Source organism: Azonexus sp., assembly GCF_036170495.1.
GTDB lineage: Bacteria > Pseudomonadota > Gammaproteobacteria > Burkholderiales > Rhodocyclaceae > Azonexus.
Genome location: NZ_JAVHPH010000320.1, coordinates 1 through 2,559 on the forward strand (window position 1 = coordinate 1; position 2,559 = coordinate 2,559).

The window sequence follows — 2,559 nt, forward strand, 5'->3', positions numbered from 1 at the left end:
GGGGCATCTTTTTTTCATGAGGTGGGCGTTTCGCCCATTTTTTATTTGTGGCTATGGATTTAAACACGCTGCTGGAAACGACAGTTGTCGGCCTGGGTTATGAACTCGTTGATGTCGAGATGTCGCCGCGTGGGCGGACGATTCGCGTCTTCATCGATGCGCCGGGCCGGGCGACGGGGATTGATGTCGAAGATTGCGCCAAGGTCTCCAATCAATTGACTCGCGTTTTCGAAGTCGAAAACTTCGATTTCGACCGTCTGGAGATTTCTTCGCCGGGCCTTGATCGTGTCGTCAAGAAGTTTGAGGATTTCGAGCGCTTTGCTGGTCAGGATATTCAGATCAAGTTGCGTATTCCGCACGGTGGTCGCCGCAATTTCCAGGGCGAGTTGCTGGGCTGCAAGGAGGGCAGGGTTGGTCTGCGCCTTGAAAAAGATGATGTGGAACTGGAATTTAATAATATCGAGAAGGCACGACTGGTGCCTCGTTTCGACTGAAGGACTAGGAGGTTTTAGCCCATGAGCCGTGAAATATTGCTGCTGGTTGATGCACTTGCCCGCGAAAAAAACGTTGCCAAGGAAATCGTTTTTGGCGCCCTTGAGTTGGCTCTTGCTTCAGCTACCAAGAAGCGTATCCATGACGAGGCCGATGTCCGCGTCTCGATTGACCGTAATACCGGTAGCTACGAGTCCTTCCGTCGCTGGCAGGTGGTGCCGGACAACGAGTATGTTAACGAGTATCTGCAAATTCCGCTGTCGGAAGCCCAGAAGGATGATATGGGCATCGAAGCCGGCGATACGCTCGAAGAAGGTCTTGAGCCGATTGATTTTGGTCGCATCGGTGCGCAGGCCGCCAAGCAGGTCATCCTGCAAAAGATTCGCGATGCCGAGCGCGAGCAGATTCTTTCTGACTTCCTCGATCGCAAGGAACACGTCGTTTCCGGGACCATTAAGCGCATGGAACGGGGTAACGCCATTGTCGAAGCGGGCAAGATTGAAGCTCTGCTGCCCCGCGACCAGATGATTCCCAAGGAAAATCTACGCGTCGGCGACCGCGTTCGTGCCTTTATGCTGCGTATCGACCGTAATGCCCGTGGTCCGCAGATCATTCTGTCGCGCACTGCCCCTGAATTCATCGTCAAGTTGTTCGACATGGAAGTGCCGGAGATTGCCGACGGCCTCATGGAACTTAAAGCTTGTGCCCGTGACCCCGGTCTGCGCGCCAAGATTGCCGTCAAGTCGAATGATCCGCGGGTCGATCCGATTGGCACCTGCGTCGGCCTGCGCGGTTCGCGCGTTACCGCCGTGCGTAACGAAATCGGTGGCGAGAATATCGACATCGTGCTGTGGTCCGCTGATCCGGCCCAATTCGTGATCGGCGCCTTGTCCCCGGCTGAAGTTTCTTCCATCGTTGTTGACGAAGAAAAGCACGCCATGGATGTTGTGGTGGATGAAGACAACCTGGCGATCGCCATCGGCCGCAATGGACAAAACGTTCGCCTGGCTTCTGAATTGACTGGCTGGACCATCAATCTGATGACTCAGGACGAATCGGCCAAGAGGTCCGAGGCGGAGTACGCCGTGACCCGTGTCACCTTCATGGAAAAGTTGGACATCGACGAAGAGCTGGCTGATCTGCTGATTGAGGAAGGTTTCTCGTCGCTGGAAGAAGTGGCGTATGTGCCGCTGGCCGAAATGCTGGAAATTGACGGGTTGGATGAGGCGATCGTCAATGAACTCCGCAACCGTGCCCGCAATATTCTGCTGACGGAAGCAATCGCGACCGAAGAAAAGCTGGAAAATGTTTCTGAGGACCTGATGGGTCTCGAGGGAATGAGCAAGGAATTGGCCGCGAAACTGGCAGGTCACGACGTCAAGACCCGCGATGATCTCGCGGAACTGGCGGTAGATGAATTGACGGAAATGACCGGCATCGACGACGAGCGTGCCAAGGGACTCATTCTGACGGCACGGGCTCACTGGTTCGAGTGAGCGGGAGGTAGCAAAGTATGTCCGCAACAACAGTTTCACAATTCGCCGTTGAACTCAAAATGCCGCTCACGGCGCTGCTCGAGCAATTGAGCAAGGCCGGCGTGGGCAAGGAGAGTGCCAACGATGTGCTGAGCGATCAAGACAAGGCCGGGTTGCTCGATTACCTGCGCCGTGCGCATGGTGACGAGTCAAAGGCCAAGATTACGCTGACGCGCAAGCAGACTTCCGAAATCAAGGCGACAGACTCCCATGGCCGGGCTCGAACCGTTCAAGTTGAGGTGCGCAAGAAGCGCGTCCTGATGAAACGTGAAGTCGGCGAGCATGTGTCGGAGGCTGAACTTGACGGGCTCGAACTTGAGCCTGAGGCTTCTGTGGCCGAGCTTGCCCCGGAACCGGAAGCGATTCCTGAGCCGGTGGTTGAGGTCATCCCCGAGCCCGTCGTTGAGGTGCCGGTTGAGGTGGCGGTTGAAGTGCCCGTCGAGCCTGTTGTCGAAGCCGTTGTCGCGAAGCCCGGTCCGGTCATTCTTGATCGTGCGGCGATTATCGGCGAGAAAGAACTCAAGGCTCGCGA

3 protein-coding genes are annotated in these 2,559 nt (G+C 56.0%); all 3 read left to right on the forward strand.

The window, feature by feature from the left end; all coding sequences use genetic code 11:
- Positions 1 to 53 precede the first annotated feature (53 nt).
- Positions 54 to 494, forward strand: a complete 441-nt coding sequence (gene rimP / locus ADADOO_RS11780; RefSeq protein WP_511277697.1) for a ribosome maturation factor RimP — start codon at positions 54 to 56, stop codon at positions 492 to 494.
- A 21-nt stretch (positions 495 to 515) separates the two neighbouring features.
- On the forward strand, positions 516 to 1,988 hold the full coding sequence (gene nusA, locus ADADOO_RS11785) for a transcription termination factor NusA (protein ID WP_511277698.1): 1,473 nt from the start codon (positions 516 to 518) through the stop codon (positions 1,986 to 1,988).
- A gap of 59 nt (positions 1,989 to 2,047) precedes the next feature.
- Positions 2,048 to 2,559 (forward strand): IF-2-associated domain-containing protein (locus ADADOO_RS11790; RefSeq protein ID WP_511277709.1); only part of this gene is annotated, 512 nt, incomplete at its 3' end.

Excerpts from the sequence above, each read along its gene's own strand:
- rimP (WP_511277697.1), top strand. The coding sequence starts at position 54 with ATGGATTTAAACACGCTGCTGGAAACGACAGTTGTCGGCCTGGGTTAT.
- nusA (WP_511277698.1), top strand. The coding sequence starts at position 516 with ATGAGCCGTGAAATATTGCTGCTGGTTGATGCACTTGCCCGCGAAAAA.